Raw genomic sequence first — 20,069 nt, forward strand, 5'->3', positions numbered from 1 at the left:
TTTTCGCCAGCGTCAGCTTCCCCTCGCGGAAGCGGAAACCGCTGGTGGTGTACTCGGCGGACTTGCGGGACTTCTTCCGGCTCTTGAAGCGGGGGTACTGGGACCGTTTGCCGAAGAAGTGGGTGAACGCGTTCTGCAGGTGGCGCAGCGTCTGCTGCAACGGCACGGAGGACACGTCGTTGAGGTAGGCGAGTTCCTCGGTCTTCTTCCACGCGGTCAGCATGGCCGAGGTGGCGTTGTAGTTGACCCGCTCCTGCCGCGCCCACGCCTCGGTACGGGCGGCGAGGGCGAGGTTGTAGACCTTGCGCACGCAGCCGAACGTGCGCGACAGCTCCGCCGCCTGCGCACCGGTCGGATGGAAGCGGTACTTGAACGCCCGCTTCACACACGTCGTGGTCACGCTCACAAACTAGCGTCACTGCGACTTAAGGCCAAACCTGTGGGTCAGAGCACTGGCATCCGCCCTGGAGTCGACGGCGAGCAGGTAGGTGCAGCCCTCGGCGCCGTGCCGGAGCACCTCGTCGAGGAAGAAGCGCACGGCGAACCGCTTGCCCTGGAGCCGCCCCTGCATGTCGGGAAAGCCAGGACGACCGTGTCGATCTCACCGCCCGCGACGAGGGCGTGCAGCTCCTCGACACCGAGCGGGGGTGTGGGGTCTGCCACGGAAGGTCCTCCTCGGGCTGCTGCTGGAGCTTCTGGCCACATGCGGCCGCTGGTGCATCCGGTGGCGAAGGCGCCGGAGGAAGAGCTCGCGGCGCCGGCGGCGGCCGGGGCAGAGTTGTCCCGGGACTGGCTGGGCGGGGCCGCACGGGACCGGGCAGGACCGGACCGGCGTCGGAGACGGAGGAGCACGGCATGACGACCAGGCCGCTGATCGGCATCAGCACGTACGAGGAGTCCGGGGTGCGGTGGGGCGCGTGGCAGCTGGACGCCGCACTGCTGCCCCTCGGGTATCCGCGGCTGGTGCAGCGGGCCGGCGGGCTGGCCGCGATGCTCCCACCGGACGCGCCCGAGCACGCGGCGGCGACGGTGGCCAGGCTCGACGGGCTGGTCGTCGCGGGCGGCCCGGACGTGGAGCCGGTCCGCTACGGCGCCGAGCCCGACCCGCGCACCGGGCCGCCCGACCGCGCCCGGGACACCTGGGAGCTCGCCCTGATCCGGGCGGCGCTGGACCGCCGTGTTCCGCTGCTCGGGATCTGCCGGGGCATGCAGCTGCTGAACGTCGCCCTGGGCGGCACCCTCGTCCAGCACCTCGACGGCCACCAGGGGGCGCCGGGGATCATCGGCCTGCACCCGGTCAAGCCGGTGCCGGGCACCCGGTACGCCGACGCCGTCCCGGAGGAGACCTCCGTACCGACCTTCCACCACCAGGCGGTGGACCACCTCGGCGAGGGCCTGATCCCGTCGGCGTACGCGGCGGACGGGACCGTGGAAGCGGTCGAACTCCGGTCCGCCGCATGGGTGCTGGGCGTGCAATGGCATCCGGAGCTGGGCGAGGACCTGCGGGTCGTACGCCACCTGATCCAGGCGGCCACCACACCGTGACCCACGCGGGCGGCGACGGCACCCCGACCACTGACCACCCGCGTGCCCGGCGCGCGAGGTGTTCAACCGCGGGTCAGGGTCAGCAGGTCGCGGGCCGGGCCCGTGGGGCGGTGGCCGGTCGGCCAGACCGCGCGCAGTTCGCGGGCCAGGGCGATGCCGTCCACGGGAACGCGGATGAGGCGGCGCATCGCCAGCTCCTCCCCGACGGCCAGTTCGCTGAGGACGGCCGGGCCCGCGCCGCTGACCGCCGCGGCCTTCACCGCGGTCGTGGAGGACAGCTCGATCAGCGGGCGGGCCAGACCGCCCAGCGCGGTGTCCAGGACCTGTCGGGTGCCGGAGCCCTCCTCGCGCAGGATCAGCGGAGTGGTCGCCAGCTCCTCGGCGGCGAGCGGACGACGGCGGCGGGCCCAGGCGTGGGACGGCGCCGTCACCACGATCAGCCGGTCGTGGGCGATCACTGCGGAGTCCAGGCCCGTGGGCACGGTCAGCCCTTCCACGAACCCCACGTCCGCCTCGTCCGCCAGCAGCCGCTCCGCGACCGTCGCGGAGTTCCCGGCCAGCAGGGACACCGCCGTGTCCGGCCGCTGCGCGCGCAGCGCGAGCAGCCAGCCCGGCAGCAGATACTCGGCGATCGTCATGCTCGCCGCCACCCGCAGCCGTGAGTCCCGGCGGTCCCGCAGCGCCTGCGCGCCGGCATCGAAGACCTCCGCGGCCTCCACGATCCGCCGTGCCCAGTCGGTGACCAGCGCTCCGGCGTCGGTCAGGCGCGATCCGCGCGGTGAGCGGTCCACCAGCGCCACGCCGAGCTGCCGCTCCATGGACCGGACCCGGCTGCTGGCCGCGGGCTGGGTGATGCCCAGTTCGCGCGCCGCGCCGCCCAGGCTCCCGACGCGCGCCACCGCCAGCAGCAGCTCCAGCGCCCCGAGGTCCGGCACCCGGTGCGCGAGGGGCCCCGCGGTCACCGGCCGATGTCCCGCGTGGTCGTCCCTCGTACTCATCACGCCAGCTTATGTCGCGCGGTGCTGCCGACGGCCTGCCGCTCGCAGCTCCCGGGGCAGCACCGCCGCCGCCTCGGCCAGCGACGGCCCGTACCAGGTGAGGTGCCGGCCGCCGACCAGGGCGCAGGGCAGTCCGGGGAAGGCGTCCGGGCCGTCGTCGGCGGTGAAGCGGTACGGCTCGTCGGGCAGTACGACGAGGTCCGGGGCCGCCGCGCGCAATTCGTCCAGGGGCACACGGGGATAGCGTTGCGGGTGATCCGAGTGGAGGTGGTCGACGCCGAGGCGGGACAACAGGTCGCCGGCGAAGGTGTCGCGGCCCAGCACCATCCAGGGCCGCCGCCAGACCGGCACGACCGCGGTCCGGCGGGGTGTGAGGGGTACCACCGCTTCCCAGACGGCTTCGGCGTCGTCCAGCCACCGGGGACGGCCGGCCGCACCGCACGCCGTGAGCACCCTGGCCAGCTCGCCGAAAGCCTGGGGCAGTGTCCGCACCTCCGTCACCAGCACCTCGAGGCCCGCCGCACGCAGGGCGTCGAGATCGGGTGCGCGGTTCTCCTCCTCGTTGGCGATCACCAGATCGGGGGCGAGGGCGGCGATCCGGCCCACGTCCGGGTTCTTCGTGCCGCCGATCCGTACGACGTCCAGGCCGGCCGGGTGCGTGCACCAGTCGGTGGCGCCGACCAGGGCGCCGGGAGCGGACAGCGCCACGGCCTCGGTGAGGGACGGGACGAGGGAGACGACGCGCGCGGCTGTCACCGGCGCGGCTTGTCCCGGACCGCCTCGATGTGCTCGGCGACGGCGACGACGACCAGCCGGGTCTCCGCAACCGTGGCCCGCCACCGGTGCCGGACGCCTCCGGTGAGGTACAGGGTGTCGCCGCGGCCGAGGCGGTAGGCGCGACCCTCCGCCTCGATCTCCACGGCGCCGTCCGCCACGTACATCAACTGGTCGTTGCGGAACTGGAATTCGCGCCCGGCGTCATGGTCGCCGGTGAACTCGGAAGCGTGCATCTGATGATGGCCCCGCACCAGGGACCGGACGCGGGGTTCGAGCAACTGCTCGGTGCCCTCCGCGCGGACGACGTCGACGCTGCACGCCGGGTCGGCGGCGGCGAGGAGTTCCACGGCGGTGGTGCGCAGGGCGTCGGCGACCTTCTCCAGGGAGGTCTGGCTGGGGCGCGCGCGCTCGTTCTCGATCTGGCTCAGGAACGGGACCGACAGGCCGCTGCGCTGGGCCACGACGGCAAGCGTGAGATCCAGCGCACGGCGTCGCCGCCGCACGGCCGCGCCCACGCGCAGCGGCTGTTCTTTGTGGTCGCCCATCGCTCCGGCTCCCTCCTTCACCCGTCGTCCCGTGCTTGTGCCCCGTTGTCCCGGCGCACTCCTCCTGTTGAGCTGTCTGCACCCTACGCATGTTCGGCAAACCGTTTCAGGCGCCTGTCACGTCGTCGTCATGCGCGATCGCGCACGACCCCACAGTTCACGCCAGCCGATGCGCGAGCCGTCCGGTTCGATGTGCGCAGGATGCGGGGTGTTTACACCATTGTCGCCCGAAGAGGGGCGGGAGGTCGCGGCGAGGGCCGGAGGCCCGGGGAGGGCGTAGCGCTGCGTGATTGGCCGGATTCTTATCGTGTTCCCGTCGGGTTGCGTGCCCGTTGTGACGGTGGGCCCCGTTCGGCTTGCCCGCACATGCCCCGAGGGGCGGGCGGTGCGACGTCACCGCGGGGTCATGCGCCCCACCACGTCGGGGTGCTCCTCGAGCCAGGCGGCGACGGCCGCCTCCTCCTTGCCCTGGCCCCGGTCCTTGATCTTCTTCTCGAGCGTGCCGAGTTCGTCCTCGCTCATCGTGAACCCCTTGATCCACTTGGTGAGTTCGGGGTACTGCTCGGGGAACTCCTTGTGCGCGATGGTACGGATGGTGTTGCCCTCACCGAAGAGCTTCTTGCCGTCCTTCAGCTTGGTCAGCTCGTACTCGCTGTACGACCAGTGCGGCGACCAGAGGGTGACCGCGACGGGCTCCTTCTTGGAATAGGCGCGCTTGAGCTCGGCCAGCATCGCCGGCGTGGAGCCGTTGACGACCTTGTACTCCTTGTCCAGGCCGTAGCCCGGCAGAACCTTGTTCTTGAGCAGGTCCATCTGGCCGGTGCCCGGTTCGATGCCGATGATCCGCCCGTCGAACAGGTCGGCCTTGCCCTTGAGGTCCTCGAAGGACTCGACGCCCTCGACGTACGACGGGACGGCGACGTCCAGGGAGGTCGGCTCGTACCAGGTGCCGAGGTCGACCAGCTTGTCCTTGCTCTGGTCCCAGAAGTTCTTCTGGGCATGGGGCAGCCAGGCGTCGAAGTTGAGGTCGATGTCGCCGGTGGAGAGGCCGGTGTAGACCGGGCCGACCTCCATCTGCTTCAGGTTCATCTCGTAGCCGCGCCGCTCGAGGACGTTCTTCCACAGGTAGGTGACCGCGATGTCCTCCTCCCAGGGGAACCACGCGACGGTCAGCGGGCGCTTCGCCTCGGCCGGTGCGGCGGTGGAACCGGACTTCACCGGCGCCAGCTTGTCGACGACGCCCGGGTGGTCCTTGAGCCAGGCGCGGACGGCATCCTGCTGCTTGCCCTTGCCGGCCTTGTTGATCTCGGCCTCCAGGCTGGTGAGTTCCTCCTCGGTCATCGAGAAGTCCTTCATCCACTGGCCGACGGTGGGGTTCTCGGCGGTGAAGCCCTTGCGCGCCAGGGTGTGCACGCCGTCGCCCTCGCCCCAGGTGCCCTTGGGGTCCTTCAGCTTCTTCAGGTCGTAGTCGCTGTACGCCCAGTGCGGCGACCAGAGCGTGACGACGACCGGTTCCTGCTTGCTGTAGGCGCGCTTGAGCTCGGCCAGCATCGCCGGCGTGGAGCTGTCGACGACCTTGTACTCCTTGTCCAGGCCGTACCCCTTGAGGACCTTGTCCTTGAGCAGGCCCATCATTCCGGCACTGGACTCGATGCCGGTGATCTCCCCGCCGAAGGTGCCGGCCTTGCCCTTGAGGTCCTCGAGGGAGTCGAAGTCCTCCATGTAGGCGGGCACCGCGAGTTCGAGCGTCGTCTCCTCGTACCAGGTACCGAGGTCCTCGAGCTGCTTGCCGTACTTCTTCCAGTACGCGTCGTGGGTGGTGGGCAGCCACGCGTCCGTCTGGAAGTCGATGTTGCCCTGCGCGAGCGCGGTGTAGAGCGGGCCCGCGTCGAACTGCGTGGCCTCGACCTCGAAGCCCCGCTGCTCGAGGACCTCCTTCCACAGGAAGGTGGAGGCGACGCCCTCGTCCCAGGGGATGTAACCGATGGAGATCTTCTTGCCGTTGCCGACGTTCTCGGCGTCGGCGACGGTGTCCGTACCGCCGCTCTTGCCGCTGCCGCCGAAGATGCCCATGCCACCGGCCACCAGGGCCAGGACGACGACACCGATCACGGCGACCTGCGGGCGCGGCCGGTAGGACCAGATCTTCAGTCCCTGCGCGGCGCGGGCCTTGGCGGCGGCCCGGCGGCCGAGCGGGGACACCTGGGTGCCCAGGGCGCTGGTCATACGGTCGAGGTAGATCGCCAGGATGACGATGGCGAGACCGGACTCGGCGCCGAGACCGACGTTGAGCTGGCCGATGGCCTCGATGACGGCGCCGCCGAGGCCGCCGGTGCCGACCATGCCGGCGATCGCGGCCATGGACAGGCCGAGCATGATCACCTGGTTGACGCCCGCCATCACGGTGGGCAGCGCCAGCGGCAGCTGGACGCGCAGCAGGGTGTTGCGGGGCGTGGTGCCGAACGCCTCGGCCGCCTCCACGAGATCCTTGTCGACCTGGCGGATGCCCAGCTCGGTCATGCGCACGCCGGGGGCGAGCGCGAAGATCAGGGTGGCGACGATGCCGGGGGCGGAGCCGGTTCCGAAGAAGAGGATCGCCGGGATGAGGTAGATCATCGCGGGCAGCGTCTGCATGAAGTCGAGGACCGGGCGCACGAAGGCGCTGACCCGGTCCGAGCGTGCCGCCCAGATGCCCACGGGCACGGCTATGACGAGCGCGATGACGGTGGCGACGACGACCAGGGCCAGCGTCACCATCGAGTCGCCCCACAGTTCGAGGGAGTCGATGAAGGCGAATCCCACGAAGGTGAGGACACCGGCGACGGTGCCGCGCAGCCAGAAGGCGATCACCGCGAAGATAGCGGCGAGCAACAGCGGCTCGGGCGCCTGGAGGACGGCGTTGACGCCCTCATAGGCGCCGGTGAAGACGGCCTTGAAGAAGTCGAACAGCCAGGCCACATGGGCGAGCAGCCAGTCGACGGCGCTGTTGACCGATTCGCCGAGCGGAATCCTAGGCACGGGCCAACACCTTCTCGCCCTCGCCGCGCGGAGAGTCGCAGGCGCCGGGGGCACCGTCCTCGTCACCGATGAAGCCGACGAGTCGCTGCCGGGGCACTACGCCGATGACCGCGCCCTCACCGTCGAGGACCGCCACGGGGTGTGTCACGCGGGCGCTCATCGCGCACAGGTCGGTGAACGGCGTCTGCGCCGTCGCGGTTTCGCAGGCGCAGTCGGCCTCGTCGCCGCGCACCTCCCGCTCCATCACGGCTCCGGCGGTCAGCACCCGGGAGCGGTCGACGTCCTGGGTGAAGGAGGCGACGTAGTCGTTGGCGGGGCGGATGAGGATGTCCTGCGCGGTGCCGATCTGCACGATGCGGCCGTCCCGCATCACCGCGATGCGGTCGCCCAGGCGCATGGCCTCGTTGAGGTCGTGCGTGATGAAGACGATCGTCTTCTTCAGCTTCTTCTGCAGCTCCACCAGCTGGTCCTGCATGTCACGGCGGATCAGCGGGTCGAGTGCGCTGAAGGACTCGTCCATCAGCAGCAGGTCGGCGTCGGTCGCGAGCGCGCGGGCCAGGCCGACCCGCTGCTGCATGCCGCCGGACAGTTCGTCGGGCCAGGAGCGCTCCCAGCCGGCCAGGCCACACAGGGCGAGCGCCTCGTCGGCGCGGCGTTCGCGCTCGGCGCGGGGCACGCCCTGCACTTCCAGGCCGTACGCGGCGTTCTCGCGAACGCTGCGGTGCGGGAAGAGCGCGAAGTGCTGGAAGACCATGCTGATCTTCTTGGAACGAACCTCGCGCAGCTCGCGGTCGGACAGCGCGGTGAGGTCCTGGCCGTCGAATCGCACCTCTCCGGCGGTCGGCTCCGACAAGCCGTTCAGCATGCGCAGCAGGGTGGACTTGCCTGAGCCGGACAGGCCCATGACGACGAAGATCTCGCCGGGTTCCACGGTGAACGAGGCGTCGATGACGGCTGCCGTGGTGCCCTGGGCACGCAACTCCTCACGTTCGGCCTTGTTCTGGCGCAGTCTCTCGACCGCCTGGCCCGGTCGTCTGCCGAACACCTTGTACAGATGCTCGGCCTCTAGCCTCGTTGACACGCGTACCTCTTGGCTCGACAGCAAGGGAGAGGAGCGGCGCCCGTCGGGCGGTTCGCGGGTTCCTGACAGCTGAACCTGCAACCGGCGTCACTCCGGAGCCGCGCCTCCCCCGTTTCACCGGTCGCAAACACCTACGTGTCCTGCCTCACAATCGGACCGCCTCGTCCGACGGGTGGCTCCCGCTTCAAGGACCCCTCGTCCGACGGGTGCCGCGTCCCGCCCTCGCGGGCATGCGGCTGCGGGGCACTGTCGGTGGCGTGCGGCATGATGCGGAGCGTGACCGGACGACTGATGCTGCTCGATACCGCCTCCCTCTACTTCCGCGCCTACTTCGGTGTCCCGGACTCCGTCAGGGCCCCGGACGGCTCGCCGGTGAACGCCGTGCGCGGGCTGCTCGACTTCATCGACCGCCTGGTCAAGGACCATCACCCGGACGATCTGGTGGCGTGCATGGACGCCGACTGGCGTCCGGCGTGGCGGGTGGAGCTGATCCCCTCCTACAAGGCGCACCGGGTGGCCGAGGAGCGTCCGTCGGGCCCCGACGAGGAGGAGGTGCCCGACACGCTGTCCCCGCAGGTGCCGGTCATCGAGGCCGTTCTGGACGCCATCGGCATCGCGCGCGTGGGCGTCGCCGCGTACGAGGCGGACGACGTGATCGGTACGTTCACCGCGCGGGCGCGCGGTCCGGTGGACATCGTCACCGGCGACCGCGACCTGTACCAGCTGGTGGACGACGCGCGCGGGGTGCGGGTGCTGTATCCGCTCAAGGGGGTCGGCACGCTCCAGATCACCGACGAGGCCGTGCTGCGCGAGAAGTACGGGGTGGGTGGCGCGGGGTACGCGGATCTGGCGCTGCTGCGCGGCGACCCGAGCGACGGCCTGCCGGGCGTGCCGGGGGTGGGCGAGAAGACGGCCGCCAAACTGCTGGCCGAGTTCGGCGACCTGGCCGGGATCCTGGCGGCGGTCGACGATCCGCAGGCCAGGCTCACCCCGACCCAGCGCAAGCGCCTCACCGAGGCACGCCCATATCTGGCGGTCGCCCCGAAGGTCGTCCGGGTCGCGGACGACGTCCCGCTCCCGGAGGTCGGCACGGCACTGCCGCGGGCGCCGCGCGACCCGGACGCCGTACGGGAACTGGCGGCCCGCTGGGGCCTCGGCGGCTCCCTGGAGCGGCTGCTGACGACCCTCTCACGGTAGGAATCCCTGCCGATGCGCACAGGTAATCGCCGGACGGAAGTGTTAACTTAGGTAAACCTAACTGAGCGACAGGGAGATCCCACATGGCACAGCGACCGGGACGCCAGCCGCGCGCACCCCACTCCGGGCAGGTGCTCCGCACCGAGCGGCTGACCCCGCACATGCAGCGGGTGGTGCTGGGCGGCGAGGGCCTGGCCGACTTCACGGCGGACACCTGCACCGACCACTACGTGAAGCTGCTGTTCCCCGCCGAGGGCGTCACCTACCCGGAGCCGTTCGACATGCGGCGGATCCGCGAGGAGTTCCCGCGCGACCAGTGGCCGGTGACCCGGACGTACACCGTGCGCCACTGGGACGCCGAGCATCGCGAGCTGACCCTGGACTTCGTGATCCACGGCGACGAAGGGCTGGCGGGTCCCTGGGCCCGGCGGGTCCTGCCGGGCGAGACGGTTTTCTTCATCGGTCCCGGCGGCGCCTACGCCCCCGACCCGAGTGCCGACTGGCATCTGCTGGTGGGTGACGAGAGCGCGCTGCCCGCGATCGCCCGGTCGCTGGAGGCCTTGCCCGGCGGGGCCAGGGCGTACGCCTTCGTGGAGGTCGAGGGGCCTCAGGAGGAGCAGAAGATCGACTCCGAGGTGGCGGTCACCTGGCTGCACCGGGGGGACCGTCCGGTCGGCGAGATGCTGGTGGAGGCCGTGCAGGGGCTGGAGTTCCCCGAGGGCCGGGTGCATGCCTTCGTCCATGGCGAGGCGCACTTCGTGAAGGAGCTGCGGCGTCTGCTGCGGGTCGAGCGGCAGATAGCGCGCGAGGACCTCTCGATCTCCGGCTACTGGCGGCGCGGTCACAACGAGGACGGCTGGCAGGCCTCGAAGCAGGAGTGGAACGCGCAGGTCGAGGCGGAGCAGGCGGAGTCGTCGGCCGCGGCGGGCTGAGCCGCCGTCGGGTCACCGCCGAGCCGCCGTCGGGTCACCGCCGAGCCGCACCTGAGCCACCACCGAACCACTGCTGATCCGCTGCTGATCCGCTGCCCCGACCGAACCGGCGTCCCCGGGCCCCGGCCGGCCCACGCGGCGGCGCCGGTCGGGTGAACCCCGGCCCCCGCGCCGCGGCGGACGGCGTGGCGCGGTGTCCCGTCCCCGCCCGCTGCCCGAGGATCCGGGCGCGTGACAGACACCTTCGAAGAACTCGTGGCCAAACAGCGCGCGGCGGACGAGGCGCACGTCCGCGTGCGCCATCTGCAGGAGACGTACGGGCCTCCCACGCACACCCAGTGGAGCAACCGGCAGACCACCACCTGGGAGACGGCCTGGCGGGCCTGGCGCGACCTCGCCCGTGACGTCCAGGTGGCGGTGAGCGACTTCGCGCGGGCCGAGGGGAAACCGCGCCACGTGGTCGAGGCCGAGGTCAAGCAGGCGGTACGGCACGAGCAGCAGGGCGGGGCGGACACGTAGCCTTGGCCCTCGTGACCCGCAGACGCAGGACCCTCCCGCCCTCCCCGCTGCCGCAGCGCGACGGCGTGGATCCGGTGCGGGTGCGCCTGCCCGGCACGGGGCAGTGGGCCACCGTACGGGACCATCTCGTGGCCCGGCTCCCGGCCGGCTCCGGTGTCGTCGACGGCATGTTCGACGCGGGGCTGATCGTGGGCGCGGACGGGCGGCCCGTGCCGGCCGACGCCGTGTACGCGCCGGGGCTGTTTCTGTGGTTCCACCGGGAGCTGCCGGCCGAGGTACCGGTGCCCTTCCCGCTGGAGGTCGTGTACCGGGACGAGCACATCGTCGTCGCCGACAAACCCCACTTCCTGGCCACCACACCGCGCGGCAGCCATGTCACCCAGACCGCGCTGGCCCGGCTGCGCCGCGAGCTGGGCATCCCGCTGCTGGGCGCCGCGCACCGCCTCGACCGGCTCACCGCCGGGCTGATGCTGTTCACCGTGCGGCCCGAGGAGCGTGGCGCGTACCAGACGCTGTTCCGCGACCGGCTGATCCACAAGGAGTACGAGGCCGTCGCCCCCCACGATCCGGCGCTCGCCCTGCCCCGGACCGTGCGCAGCCGGATCGTGAAGGAGCGCGGGGTGCTGACCGCCCGCGAGGTCGAGGGCGAGCCGAACGCGCTCAGCCGGGTCGAGCTCCTGGACCACCGGGCCGACGGCCTCGCCCGGTACCGGCTGGTCCCCGGCACCGGGCAGACCCATCAGCTGCGGGTGCACATGAACGCGCTGGGCGTGCCGATCCTCGGCGACCCCCTGTATCCGGAGGTGACCGGCCCCGTCCCGGCCGGTGACTTCCGGCGCCCGCTGCAACTGCTGTCGCGGGTAATGGAGTTCACCGACCCGGTGACGGGGGCACGGCACCGGCTGCGCAGTGGCCGAACGCTCGCGGCTTGGACCTCGTACGGGGCCTGGGCCGCAGAGGGCCACGCCGCCGGGGACTGCGCCTCGGCCGACCGCGCCGCCGAGGCACGGACCACCGCGGACCGGGCCGCCATGGACCGGGCCGCTGCTCACCGGCCCCCGGTGCCCCGGGCCTCCGGTCAGTAGCCGCGCCACCACCGCAGGAAGCGCTGCCAGGCGCCCGGCGCGCGGGCCGGTTCCGCGGGGCCGGCGGCGGCCGACGGCTCGGCGACCGGCGGCTCGGCCGACTGCGCGCCCGCTGTCCCTGCCGTGGCCACGGGTCGCGGTGCGGGGACGTCATGGTTCTCGGACGGATCGGGGCGGGGGGCGGGCGACGGTGCCGGCTCCTCCGGTTCGGGACTGCCGATGTGCCAGTCGCGGCGCGGGGCCGCCGGCCGGTGGTCGTGGTTCGGCCGCTCGGTGACGTCCTGCGGCGCCCTCGGGGTGAACCGGACGGGCAGTTCGACGAGATGGCGCGAGGCGATCGACTCGGTGTGGCGCAGATCCTCGTCGTCGACGTCGAGTTCGAGGTCGGGCAGCCGCATCAGCAGCGCGTCGACGCCGATCTCGGCGATGGCGCGCCCGATGTCCTGTCCGGGGCACTCGTGCGGGCCACCGCTGAAGGCGAGGTGGGAGCGGTTGCCCTGCATGTGGGCGGTCGGATCCGGGCGCACCCGCGGGTCGACGTTGGCCGGGGCCGGGGCGAACAGCAGTCCGTCGCCCCGGCGGATGCGCTGGCCGCCGAGCTCCGTCTCCTGCTTGGCGAAGTAGGCGAAGATGGTGCTGAACGGCGGCTCGTCCCAGAGCAGTTGCTCCACCGCCTCCGGCACGGTCATCTGTCCGCCGTTGAGCTGGGCCCGGAAGCGCGGGTCGACCAGCACCGTGCGCAGCACGTTGGCGAGGAGGTTGGCGGTCGACTCGTAGGCGGCGATGAGCACCACCCGCAGGTGCTCCCTGACCTCGTCGTCGGTCAGTTCGGCCGGGTGGGTGATGAGATGGCTGGCGAAGTCGTCCTGCTGTTCAAGCCGGCGGCGCGCGGTGAGCCGGCTCAGCGCGTCCATGACGTACGCGTTGCTGGCGATGGCGGTCTCGGTGCCCCTGATCATGTCGCGGGCCGACTCGACCATCCGGTCGTTGTACTCGTCGGGCATGCCGAGGATGTGGCACATCACGGCCATCGGCAGGTGCTCGGCGTACTGGCCGACGACCTCGGCCTCGCCCACTTCGCAGAACCGGTTGACGAGACGCTGGGTGCAGCGGTCGATGTGCCGGCGCAGACTGCGGAAGTCGATGGTCGACACGGCGAAGTCGATCACGCCGCGCAGCCGCTCGTGTTCGTCGCCCTCGGCGTGGGCGCACATCGGCTGCCAGGCGATGTGCGGCATCAGCGGGTGGTCGGGTTTGACCAGGCCGTCCCGGAGCGGGGACCAGATACGGCTGTCCTTGGTGTACTGCGCGGGGGTGCGCACCATGTGCAGGTTCTCGGCGTGGCCGAGGACCACCCACACCGGAACGTCGTCGTGGAGCAGCGCGGGCGCCACGGGGCCGTGTTCGGCGCGGAGTTCCTCGTACAGGTTCTTCAGGTCCGCCGATTCGTGCAGCCGGTGCAGTCCCCCGGGGCCCTGGCCGTGTGCGGGGCAGCCGGGGGGCGGGGCGACCCGGGAGTCGTCCGTTCCGGTCGGGGAGTGGGATTCAGGCGTCACAGTGGTCGCTCCGGAAAACAGGGGGAGAGCAGGGGGGGGAGAGCAGGGGTCGGGGTGTCAGGTGCGCGAGCCCGTCATGGCGAGCGAGTGCAGGAACCGCATCAGCGTGATCAGTACGTCCCGGCTGGAGGCGCGGCGTCGCACATCGCAGTCCATGATCGGGACGTCCTCGGACAGGTCGAGCGCCGTCCGCAGATCCGTGACCGGGTAACGGGGTGCGTCCGGGAAGGTGTTGACGGCGACGACGAAGGGGACGCCGCGTTCCTCCAGCCGTCCCATGACGTCGAAGCTGACTTCCAGGCGGCGCGTGTCGACCAGCACCACCGCGCCGAGCGCTCCCTCGAACAGGCCGTTCCACAGGAACCAGAAGCGTTCCTGGCCCGGGGTGCCGAAGAGGTAGAGCACCAACTGGTCGGTGATCTTGATGCGGCCGAAGTCCATGGCCACCGTGGTGGCGGTCTTGGAGGCGGAGCCGAAGTTGTCGTCGACTCCGACTCCGGCCTGGGTCATGGTCTCCTCGGTGGTCAGCGGCTTGATCTCGCTGACCGATCCGACCATGGTCGTCTTGCCGACCCCGAAGCCGCCCACGATCACGATCTTCGCCGCGGCCTCGGCCGTGTGCGGCAGCTGGTCCTCGGTCCGTGGGCCCGGGATGGTCTCAGAGCCTTTGAAGTCCATGCATCACCGCTTCGAGAAGGGAACGGTCGGGGAGCGCCTTGCGGACGATCGGGGCGCGCGCCTGCACCAGTTCCGCCGCCAGCATCTCGGTGAGCAGCACGGTCACCACGCCGAACGGCAGGCTGAGGTAGGCCGAGAGTTCGGCCACGGACAGGGGGGCGGCGCAGAGCCGGAGCAGTGCCGCCTGCTCGGGCGTGGCGGAGTGCGGGGGGTCCTCGACGCGCGCCACGATCAGTGTCACGAGGTCGAGGTCCGCACGGTTCCCGTCCGCACCGGCGACGACGTACAGCCGCTCCGGGTTGGGCCGTCCGTCCTCCTTCTTGTCCTGGGCCGGTTGCGGGGGAGGGTCTTCCTGTGGGGAGCGCCTCTGGCGTTGCGGAGGAGTCATACGGTCGTCCCGTTCCGGCGGGGCGGGCTGGTGAGATGGGCGCCGATACGGACGACGAGGTCGCGCATCATGGCCCCCATCCGCCCGGGTTCACAGGTCATGTCGGAGAGCACCGCGAGATAGGCGTTGGCGCCGGCGGCCATCAGGTAGAAGTAGCCGCCGTTGATCTCGATGATCACCATCTTCATCTCGCCGTCGCTGCGCGGGAGTTCCCCGGCGACGGCACCGGCAAGGCTCTGCACGCCGGCGCAGGCCGCGGCGACCCGGTCGGCGGCGTCCGGCTCGCCGCCGAAGCGGGCGATGCGCAGGCCGTCGGCCGAGAGCACCACGATCATCTCGACGCCGGGTACGCCGTCGGCGAGCTCCTTGAGCATCCAGTCGAAGTTGGCGCGTTGCTGGATCACTTGAGGTCCCCCTCGTCGTCGGCCTCGGTGCGGGCCGGTTCGTTGATCAGATGCAGGTACGCGGTCGGATTCCGGGTGAAGTCGGTCGGATGGACGCCGGGTTCGAGGTCCTTCTTCAGGCCGTCCCAGAACGCGTCGACCCACAGCCCGGGTTCACGCTCGTCCTTCGGCTCGGCCGGTTCGGGCTCGGGTGCCGGCCAGGGGGACCGGGTTGTCTCGCCCCGGGCGGCGGCCTCCTGCTCGGCCCGTTCGGCGGCGGCCTGCTCGGCGTACCGCTGGGTCAGCGACGTCTTCACCCGGCTGCGGCGCTGCGGCAGCCCGTTGGAGGTCCATTCGGTGACCTCGGGGACGTCGTCCTCCATGGAGACGGTGGCGGGGATGCTCGGGCTGGTGGGGCGGCGCTTCTTGGGGGCGCGCTTGGGGCCCGGGAGTGCGTCGACCTGCATGGGCACCGCGGTCGCGCCGATGCCGTGGGCGAGACCGACGCCGGGCTCGGTGGTCATCATGTCGCTCGGCACGATGAGGACCGCGCGGACGCCGCCGTAGGCGGAGGCCCGCAGCGAGACCTGCATCTTGTACCCGGAGCAGAGCCGGCCGATGACGGCGAGGCCCAGACGAGGGCTCGTGCCGAGGTCCTGGAGGTCGACGCCCGCCTTGGCCTTCTCCAGCTTGTCCTCGATCCGGGCCCGCGCCTTCTCGTCGAGGCTGACTCCGGCGTCCTCGATCTCGATGGCGACGCCGGTCTGCACCTCGATGGCGGTGACGTGGACCTTGGTGTGGGGCGGCGAGTAGCGCGTGGCGTTGTCGAGGAGTTCGGCGACGGCGTGGATGACCGGCTCGACGGAGATGCCCTTGATGTTGACCTTGGCGATGGACTTCAGGTCGATGCGCCGGTACTCGAGGATGCGGGACATCGCGCCGCGCAGCACGCTGTAGAGGGCGACGGGCTCGGGCCACTGGCGTCCGGGGCGGCCACCGCCGAGTACGGAGATGGAGTCGGCGAGGCGGCCGATCAGCGCGGTGCCGTGGTCGATGCGCAGCAGGTCGTCGAAGACCTCGGGGTTGCGGCCGTGGTCCTCCTCCATCTCCCTGAGTTCCTTGGCCTGCTGGTGGACGATCGCCTGGACGCGGCGGGCGATGCTGACGAAGGAGCGCTGGGAGGAGTCGCGCAGGGCTTCCTCGTCGTCGATGATCTTCAGCATCGTCTTGAGCAGCTTGATCTGGTACTCGGGCAGATCACGCCAGGCCGGGTTGACCTCCTTGAGGTGGAGGAGCACTTCCCTGGGAGTGTTTCCGCGGTGCAGGAAGTCCAGAGCCTCGGGGACCACGGCGTCCGCGAAGTGCAGCGTCTCCGTGTCATGGGCGGCGATCCGCGCTTCCAGATGCGCGCGGTGACGGTCGTGTTCGGCTCGCTCGTCCCGCAGGGCACGACCGCGGCGCACCGCCTCGGCCGCGGCGACGATCACCAGCAGGGTGGCGACGACACCACAGGCGCCGACGGCGATCCGGGCGGGCTCCGTCACCAGGGCAACGGCGGCTCCGGTTGCCGCGGCCATCACTATGGCCGGCAGCAACAGCACGCGTGCATAGGGAAGTTCGCGGCGACCGGGCGTGGATTGGACACTCACCATGTAGGCCTCTGAAAACGAATCGGCTGGCGGTCGGGGGACATACGGGTGGGGATGGACCGGGAAATGATGGGAATCATCCGCGCAATAGTGAACAGACACACGAATTCATCCCAACTCGGTGCGCTGCGGGCGAGCTTAGTCCGACAGGATCAACGCCGTGTCATATTCGGCAAGTGCCGGAAATGGCCCCTGGGGCAGGAGTACGCTCGGGCTCATTTGCACGCCAAGCCATCGTTCGAACACACAGTGTGACGACATGCGGGTGTACGAAACTCACTCACCGTGCAGGGTGAGGAACGCCGTCGACGGCCGCGGAACCATCCGGTCCCGGGGTCTTTCGTGCGGATCGGGCCGGATCAGGGAGCGGGGTCCGGTGCCGGGGGCGCCGCCCACGCCCTTCGGGCAGTGGGGGCCCGCAGGGCGGAGGGGGGAGCCTGTGGGGGCCCCTGCTCACGGGGGTCCCTGCCCATGGGGATCCCCCCACTCACGGGGGTCCCTGCCCATGGGGATCCCCCCACTCATAAAACCCCCCGCTCACGGGGATCCCTGCTCACGGGGGCCCCGCTCATGGAGCCCCCCTGCCCATGGAGGTCCCCCCGCTCGAGCGGAGCCGGGGGTGAGGGAAAGGTCGAGAGCTCGGGGAAGGAGCCCCGGGAACCGATGACAACGCGGCGAGGTGCGGTGCCGCGGCCCACGAGCCCAGCGTGATCCAAACGACAGGCTCTGGCCCGGCGCGCACGGAGCGCGCCGGGCCGGCCCCGCCGGCGGGGTGGGGTGGGCGGGACGGTGCGAGGCACCGGGGGCGGTCAGCCCACGGAGGAGTAGGCCACCACTCCGCGCAGCAGTCCGTCCACCGCCTTGCGGGCGTTCTTCGCGACCGTGGAGCCCTCCACCGCCGGTGCCGCGGCCGAGATCTGGCCGAGCACGTCGATGACCTGCTTGCACCAGCGCACGAAGTCCCCCGCCGGCATCTCCACCTCGCGCAGCACCTCGTCGAGGCCCTTGCCGGACGTCCACATGTAGGCCGCCCAGGCGAAGCCGAGGTCGGGTTCGCGCTGGCCCACGCCCTCGGTCTGGGTGATCCGGAAGTCCTCCTCCAGGGCGTCCAGCCGCCCCCAGATACGGACCATCTCGCCGAGCGCGGCCTTCGCCTTGCCGGAGGGCACCTTGGGCACCGCCGCGTCGTCGCTGGCCCGGGCCTCGTACACCAGCGCCGAGACACAGGCGGCGAGTTCGGCCGGGCCCAGCTGCTCCCAGACGCCCTCGCGCAGGCATTCGCTGGCCAGCAGGTCGAGTTCGCCGTACAGCCGGGCGAGCCGCTTGCCGTGTGCGGTGACTTCGTCGCCGCGCAGGTAGTCCAGCTCGGTCAGCAGGGCGACGATACGGTCGAAGGTGCGGGCGATGGTGTTCGTCCGGCCCTCGATGCGCCGCTCCAGCTGCTTGGTGTCCCGCCGCAGCCGGTGGTAGCGCTCGGCCCAGCGGGCGTGGTCCTCACGGTCGTCGCAGCCGTGGCACGGGTGCGCCCGGATCGCCTTGCGCAGCCGGTCGATCTCCCGGTCGTCGGCCGCCTGGGAGCGCCGCTTGCGGTGCCGCTCCGGCTCGATGTGCCCGGCCTTGGTACGCAGTGCGGAAGCCAGGTCGCGGCGGGACTGCGGCGAGCGCGCGTTGAACGACTTCGGGATCCGCATCCGATCCAGCGCCTCGACGGGCACCGGGAAGTCGATCGACGCCAGCCGCTTGACCTGCCGTTCCGCGGTCAGCACCAGAGGGCGCGGCTCGTCGTGGTACTCGATGCCGCGGTGCCCGCCCGCACGGCCCGCGGGCAGCCCCGGGTCGAGGACCAGGGCCAGCCCGGTGTACTTGCCGGCGGGTACGTGGATGATGTCGCCGGGCTTGAGCTTCTCCAGGGCGACGGCCGCCTCGGCGCGCCGCTGCGCCGCGCCCTGGCGGGCCAGCTCCGTCTCCCGGTCCTTCAGGTCGCGGCGCAGCCGCGCGTACTCCTCGAAGTCGCCGAGGTGGCAGGTCATGGAGGCCTGGTAGCCCTCGAGGCCTTCCTCGTTGCGCTGCACCTGCCGCGAGATGCCGACCACCGAACGGTCCGCCTGGAACTGGGCGAACGACGTCTCCAGCAGCTCGCGCGAGCGGTGCCGGCCGAACTGCTCGACCAGGTTGACCGCCATGTTGTACGACGGTCTGAAACTGGAGCGCAGCGGATAGGTGCGGGTTCCGGCCAGCCCCGCGAGGTGCTCGGGGTCCATACCGCGCTGCCACAGCACGACCGCGTGGCCCTCGACATCGATGCCGCGCCGGCCGGCCCGGCCGGTCAGCTGGGTGTACTCGCCGGGGGTGATGTCGGCGTGCTGCTCGCCGTTCCACTTGACGAGCTTCTCCAGCACCACCGAGCGGGCGGGCATGTTGATGCCCAGGGCGAGGGTCTCGGTCGCGAAGACCGCCTTGACCAGGCCGCGGACGAACAGCTCCTCGACGACCTCCTTGAACGTCGGCAGCATGCCCGCGTGGTGGGCCGCGATGCCGCGCTCCAGGCCCTCCAGCCACTCGTAGTAGCCGAGGACGTGCAGGTCCTCGGTGGGGATGGAGGCGGTGCGCTCCTCGACGAGGGCGCGGACCTGCTCCCGCGCCTGGTCGTCGTTGAGCCGCAGCCCCGCGTACAGGCACTGCTGGACGGCGGCCTCGCAGGCGGCGCGGCTGAAGATGAAGGTGATGGCGGGCAGCAGGCCCTGGGCGTCGAGCCGCTCGATCACCTCGGGCCGGCCCGGTGTCCAGACCCGCGTGCGCTGTCTGCGCTCCCGCTCCCGGTCCGCCTCGCGCATGTTCCGGCCGCGGCGCCTCTCGCCCCACGACGGGCGGGTCGCCTCCATCCGGGCCATCCGTGTGAGGTCGGGGTTGACGGCCTTCTTCTGGCCCTCGCCCTCCTCGAACAGGTCGTAGATCCGGCGCCCGGCGAGTACGTGCTGGAACAGCGGCACGGGCCGGTGCTCGGAGACGATGACCTCGGTGTGACCGCGGACGGTGTCCAGCCAGTCGCCGAACTCCTCCGCGTTCGACACCGTCGCCGAGAGGGAGACCAGGGTCACCGACTCGGGGAGGTGGATGATCACTTCCTCCCAGACGGCACCCCGGAAGCGGTCGGAGAGGTAGTGCACCTCGTCCATGACCACGTAGCCGAGGCCGAGGAGCGTCTGCGAGCCCGCGTACAGCATGTTCCGCAGTACCTCGGTGGTCATCACGACCACGGGGGCACCGGAGTTGACGCTGTTGTCACCGGTGAGCAGGCCGACCTTGTCGGCGCCGTAACGGCGGCACAGGTCGGCGTACTTCTGGTTCGACAGCGCCTTGATGGGCGTCGTGTAGAAGCACTTCTTGCCCTGCTGAAGGGCGAGGTGGACGGCGAACTCGCCGACGATCGTCTTGCCCGAGCCGGTGGGCGCGGCCACCAGCACACCCTTCCCCGCTTCGAGCGCCTGGCATGCCTCGATCTGGAAGGGGTCGAGGCCGAAGTCGTACATCTCGCGGAAGGAGGCGAGTACGGTGGCCTGCTCGGCAGCGCGCCTGCGTGCTGCCGCGTACCGCTCGGCCGGTGAGAGATCCTCTGTCATCGTGCTTTCGAGCGTACCGGGCCGCACTGACAACAGGACGATCATTATCCGGATCCCTACCCGCCGGTCCTCGGTCCGCCCAGCTCAGGGGCGGTTTT

The 20,069-nt window shown here is 71.1% G+C and carries 17 protein-coding genes and 1 pseudogene; 5 read left to right on the forward strand and 13 right to left on the reverse strand.

The genetic code is table 11. The features are described 5' to 3' along the window. Together ACFP2V_RS11215 and ACFP2V_RS11220 are read right to left on the reverse strand one after the other, a co-directional pair. Positions 1–400, reverse strand: a 400-nt coding sequence (locus ACFP2V_RS11215) for an RNA-guided endonuclease InsQ/TnpB family protein (RefSeq protein WP_381209329.1), incomplete at its 3' end; no start/stop codon positions are given. A gap of 66 nt (positions 401–466) precedes the next feature. Further along, positions 467–663, reverse strand: a pseudogene (locus ACFP2V_RS11220) (glutamine synthetase); the annotation flags it as partial. 192 nt (positions 664–855) lie between these two features. Between ACFP2V_RS11220 and ACFP2V_RS11225 the strand changes: the two are divergent. Next, positions 856–1,545 (forward strand): gamma-glutamyl-gamma-aminobutyrate hydrolase family protein, encoded by a 690-nt coding sequence (locus ACFP2V_RS11225; protein ID WP_381209332.1) that lies wholly within the window; start codon positions 856–858, stop codon positions 1,543–1,545. A 62-nt stretch (positions 1,546–1,607) separates the two neighbouring features. Here the strand turns inward: ACFP2V_RS11225 and ACFP2V_RS11230 are convergent, their stop codons facing one another. The 5 genes from ACFP2V_RS11230 to ACFP2V_RS11250 form a co-directional block, all read right to left on the reverse strand. Beyond that, entirely contained in the window at positions 1,608–2,543 is a 936-nt protein-coding gene (locus ACFP2V_RS11230; protein WP_381209335.1) for a LysR family transcriptional regulator, read from the reverse strand. Between the two features lie 9 nt (positions 2,544–2,552). Continuing rightward, a complete protein-coding gene (locus ACFP2V_RS11235; RefSeq protein ID WP_381209338.1) occupies positions 2,553–3,299 on the reverse strand; it encodes a helical backbone metal receptor in 747 nt (248 codons plus the stop codon). Continuing rightward, positions 3,296–3,865 carry a helix-turn-helix domain-containing protein gene (locus ACFP2V_RS11240; RefSeq protein ID WP_381209341.1) on the reverse strand — a complete coding sequence of 190 codons (570 nt, stop codon included), beginning with the start codon at positions 3,863–3,865 and terminating at the stop codon, positions 3,296–3,298. Before ACFP2V_RS11240 ends, ACFP2V_RS11235 begins: the two co-directional genes overlap by 4 nt. A gap of 393 nt (positions 3,866–4,258) precedes the next feature. Next, positions 4,259–6,883 (reverse strand): ABC transporter permease/substrate binding protein, encoded by a 2,625-nt coding sequence (locus ACFP2V_RS11245; RefSeq protein WP_381209344.1) that lies wholly within the window; start codon positions 6,881–6,883, stop codon positions 4,259–4,261. Next, on the reverse strand, positions 6,876–7,964 hold the full coding sequence (locus ACFP2V_RS11250; RefSeq protein ID WP_381209347.1) for a quaternary amine ABC transporter ATP-binding protein: 1,089 nt from the start codon (positions 7,962–7,964) through the stop codon (positions 6,876–6,878). The genes ACFP2V_RS11245 and ACFP2V_RS11250 overlap by 8 nt, the downstream gene beginning before the upstream one ends. Before the next feature lie 267 nt (positions 7,965–8,231). Between ACFP2V_RS11250 and ACFP2V_RS11255 the strand changes: the two genes are divergently transcribed. The 4 genes from ACFP2V_RS11255 to ACFP2V_RS11270 all read left to right on the forward strand — a co-directional run bounded on the left by ACFP2V_RS11255 (position 8,232) and on the right by ACFP2V_RS11270 (position 11,697). Further along, a complete protein-coding gene (locus ACFP2V_RS11255; RefSeq protein WP_381209568.1) occupies positions 8,232–9,161 on the forward strand; it encodes a 5'-3' exonuclease in 930 nt (309 codons plus the stop codon). Between the two features lie 83 nt (positions 9,162–9,244). Beyond that, positions 9,245–10,093, forward strand: coding sequence for a siderophore-interacting protein (locus ACFP2V_RS11260; RefSeq protein ID WP_381209350.1), 849 nt, complete (start codon positions 9,245–9,247; stop codon positions 10,091–10,093). A gap of 231 nt (positions 10,094–10,324) precedes the next feature. Then, positions 10,325–10,612 carry a hypothetical protein gene (locus tag ACFP2V_RS11265; protein ID WP_381209352.1) on the forward strand — a complete coding sequence of 96 codons (288 nt, stop codon included), beginning with the start codon at positions 10,325–10,327 and terminating at the stop codon, positions 10,610–10,612. A gap of 2 nt (positions 10,613–10,614) precedes the next feature. Further along, entirely contained in the window at positions 10,615–11,697 is a 1,083-nt protein-coding gene (locus tag ACFP2V_RS11270) for an RluA family pseudouridine synthase (protein ID WP_381209355.1), read from the forward strand. On the opposite strand, the gene ACFP2V_RS11275 is transcribed toward ACFP2V_RS11270, so the two are convergent. The 6 genes from ACFP2V_RS11275 to ACFP2V_RS11300 all read right to left on the reverse strand — a co-directional run bounded on the left by ACFP2V_RS11275 (position 11,691) and on the right by ACFP2V_RS11300 (position 20,016). After that, positions 11,691–13,253: a cytochrome P450 family protein gene (locus ACFP2V_RS11275; protein ID WP_381209358.1), complete on the reverse strand. Its 1,563-nt coding sequence runs from the start codon at positions 13,251–13,253 to the stop codon at positions 11,691–11,693. The genes ACFP2V_RS11270 and ACFP2V_RS11275 overlap by 7 nt on opposite strands. A gap of 57 nt (positions 13,254–13,310) precedes the next feature. Beyond that, complete coding sequence (locus ACFP2V_RS11280; protein ID WP_381209360.1) at positions 13,311–13,931, reverse strand: GTP-binding protein; 621 nt, start codon at positions 13,929–13,931, stop codon at positions 13,311–13,313. Then, positions 13,912–14,319: a DUF742 domain-containing protein gene (locus ACFP2V_RS11285; RefSeq protein WP_381209363.1), complete on the reverse strand. Its 408-nt coding sequence runs from the start codon at positions 14,317–14,319 to the stop codon at positions 13,912–13,914. The genes ACFP2V_RS11280 and ACFP2V_RS11285 overlap by 20 nt, the downstream gene beginning before the upstream one ends. Then, positions 14,316–14,723, reverse strand: coding sequence for a roadblock/LC7 domain-containing protein (locus tag ACFP2V_RS11290; RefSeq protein ID WP_042168469.1), 408 nt, complete (start codon positions 14,721–14,723; stop codon positions 14,316–14,318). The genes ACFP2V_RS11285 and ACFP2V_RS11290 overlap by 4 nt, the downstream gene beginning before the upstream one ends. After that, positions 14,720–16,354, reverse strand: a complete 1,635-nt coding sequence (locus tag ACFP2V_RS11295; RefSeq protein WP_381209366.1) for a sensor histidine kinase — start codon at positions 16,352–16,354, stop codon at positions 14,720–14,722. The genes ACFP2V_RS11290 and ACFP2V_RS11295 overlap by 4 nt, the downstream gene beginning before the upstream one ends. A gap of 806 nt (positions 16,355–17,160) precedes the next feature. Beyond that, positions 17,161–20,016 (reverse strand): DEAD/DEAH box helicase, encoded by a 2,856-nt coding sequence (locus ACFP2V_RS11300; RefSeq protein WP_381209369.1) that lies wholly within the window; start codon positions 20,014–20,016, stop codon positions 17,161–17,163. Between the last annotated feature and the right edge of the window lie 53 nt (positions 20,017–20,069).

It is taken from the genome of Streptomyces incanus (assembly GCF_042656345.1).
GTDB classification, from domain to species: domain Bacteria; phylum Actinomycetota; class Actinomycetes; order Streptomycetales; family Streptomycetaceae; genus Streptomyces; species Streptomyces incanus.